The sequence below is a fragment of the Clostridium sp. UBA6640 genome, assembly GCF_002455975.1.
Taxonomy (GTDB): Bacteria; Bacillota; Clostridia; order Clostridiales; family Clostridiaceae; genus Clostridium_J.
This window is the reverse complement of the sequence record NZ_DKLM01000064.1, coordinates 12,557-15,394: the sequence shown is the minus strand read 5'-3', so window position 1 is coordinate 15,394 and position 2,838 is coordinate 12,557. Positions and strand designations below refer to the sequence as shown.

The 2,838-nt window shown below is 25.8% G+C and carries 2 protein-coding genes; both read right to left on the bottom strand.

Features of this window, described 5'->3' with window-relative positions; translation table 11 throughout:
* Window positions 1-256 precede the first annotated feature (256 nt).
* On the bottom strand, window positions 257-814 hold the full coding sequence (locus tag B2W91_RS06860; RefSeq protein ID WP_291579647.1) for an HAD-IA family hydrolase: 558 nt from the start codon (window positions 812-814) through the stop codon (window positions 257-259).
* A gap of 197 nt (window positions 815-1,011) precedes the next feature.
* Entirely contained in the window at window positions 1,012-2,547 is a 1,536-nt protein-coding gene (locus B2W91_RS06855) for an ATP-dependent DNA helicase (RefSeq protein WP_291579646.1), read from the bottom strand.
* Window positions 2,548-2,838 lie beyond the last annotated feature (291 nt).

The following is a 2,838-nucleotide window of genomic DNA, read 5'->3' as shown; positions in this document are numbered from 1 at the left end:
AACGTAGTATGTCATCATACTACGTTGTCACGATCATTTGTATAAAATAACATTATTCTCATTAAAACTTCTTAAAATGGCCCTTCTATTGGTATCTTTAAAAGTATAGGATTCCCCGTTGAAAAATGTTCATTTAAAATTATTTCATCTATTTTACTCATATCTTCATAATATGTTAAATTACCTATTATTATAAGCCTATTATTTTAGCAACTTGTTCTATTGAATCTATACTATAATCTGCATTTCCAACATTTTAAATAAGAGCTGGATCAAATATGCAAGAATCTACTCCTGCATTTCTAGCAGCTATAATATCAATGTCTCGATCTCCAATCATTAGTACTTCTTCTTTTTTAAGATTATATTTTTCAATAATATATATGATTGCATCTGGTTTTGGCTTTTTTAAAAATTTATTCTCTTCAGTTATAAAATCACAAAAACATTCAAGTAAATCATAGTATTCTAAGTATGCTAATGCAGATTTATCTCTATGCGTAAATAAATAGTTTTTTCTTCCTGAATAATATATCATTCTACAAATATTTTGAACATGTTCATATGGCTTTACCAATTCATAATTAATCTCTTTTTCATATCTACAAAATCGCTTTATCATTTCATCATTTATTTTATATACTTTTTTATAATGATTAATGGCATTAGTTACAGATATTTTCATAGATTCCAAAATATTTTGATAACTCTCTTCTATTCCATCATCTTGCAAAGCTCTTTGGAATGAATTTACCATATATCGGTATGAATCAAAAAGAGTACCATCAAAGTCCCAAATAATATGTTTATACATATTTCTATTCCTCCATATTTCTTTTAAAAGTTGCTCAAGGCAACTACCAATATCTTCAAAATACCTATCATTTTTTCTAGATTATAATACAAAATATTTAACAGAGGATTGTATTATTGTAAATATGATGTTAAGTTTCCTTTTCTTACCTTCCCTCCACTATATAATGTACAGTTAATACTAACTTCATTATATAGTTATTTATTATTGTCCCAAAAATCTTTAACACATATAGCAATAGTGTCTTTATTTTTGACTAAAATATTTGGAAACCAGTGCTTTGGAAAAAGATTTTTATATAATGGCGTATTAAATCTATCATCTATTAATAATATTATACCCCTATCATCATCTGTTCTAATTACCCTTCCTGCTGCTTGAATTACTTTATTCATTCCTGGAAAAGTATAGGCATAGTGAAACCCATTTTTATTTCTATTATTAAAATGCACATTTATTAAATCTCTTTCTAAACAAATTTGAGGTAATCCTACACCTATTATCGCCGTTCCAATAAGTCTATCTCCTTTTAGATCTATACCTTCTGAAAAAACTCCACCTATAACGCAAAATCCAATAACATTATTCTCATCAAAATTTCTTAAAAAGCTTTCTCTATCCATTTCTGTCATGCCATAATTCTGAAGTTTAATATTGAAACAATTATATTTTTTAATAAATCTACTATATATTTCTTCCATATAACTATAGGACGGAAAAAATATTATATAATTACCTGACTTGGATGATACAAAGCTGTAAATATACTCAACTATAGAATCATAGCTATATTTCCTATGTTGATATTTGGTTGAGATTTTATCTGCAACTATTATTTCTCTGTTTTCTAGATTAAAAGGTGACGGTAGAGTTAAATTATAATCTCCTTCACTAGAACCTAACATTTCCTTATAATAATTCATAGGTGAGAATGTTGCAGAAAAGAAAATAGTAGATATAGATTTCCTAGTCACATCTTTGATTAAATTACAAGGATTTATGCAAAATAGTTTCATAATTAAATTATTTCCTAACTTTTCACCATAACAAATATAGTTCTCATCAAAGACTTCACTAATTCTGTAAAAAGCTAATAATTTAAAATATAAATCTAATAATTCATCTCTATAAGGATTTTTATTATTAGATAAGTAAAATTCACAGCCACTTATTAGAACTCTAATATGATTAATAAGGTCATTGGGTTTTTCCTCTAATATATAATAATTCTCTTCTTCACTGTATTTCCTTATTTCTATCATAAATTTATTAATTTTATCTAGAGACTTATATATTGTACTATCTAAGTTTTTAAAGATTTTTTTAAACTCCAATATTTCATCTTTATCTATAGTAGCTGAGTACATTTCTCTTGCTCTATCAAGTAAATTGTGTGCTTCATCTACTAAGAATATATTATTATTTTTGCTTTCATTAAAATAAGTTTTTAATGAAACTTGCATATCGAAAACGTAATTATAATCACATATAATAAAATCACAATAGGATATTAAATCTAAAGAGGCTTCAAAAGGACAAACTTTATATTCTTTACTATATTTCATTATAATTTCTTTATTTATATAAGTTTCATTATTTATTATTTCAAAAATACAATCATTAACCCTATCAAAGTGCCCTTTAGCATATTCACAAAAATCGCTATTACAGGTGCAATTATCTTTAAAGCATAATTTTTCTTTCGCAGTAATTGTTAGTGTTTTTAATTTCAATCCCTTTTCCTTAAGTAAATTAATAGTTTTTTCACCTATAAGTTTTGTACTGCCTTTTGCAGTTAAGTAAAATATTTTATTTCCTAAATCTTCACCCAATATTTTAATAGACGGAAATATTGTGGATATGGTCTTCCCTATTCCGGTAGGTGCTTCTAAATATAAGTTTTTTTTCTGTTTAATAGTTTTATAAACTGTTACTGCAAGCTCTCTTTGATTAGGTCTATATTCATTAAATGGGAATTGTAAACTGTCAATGGAGCTATTTCTTTCCGTAATCCAATTATGCTA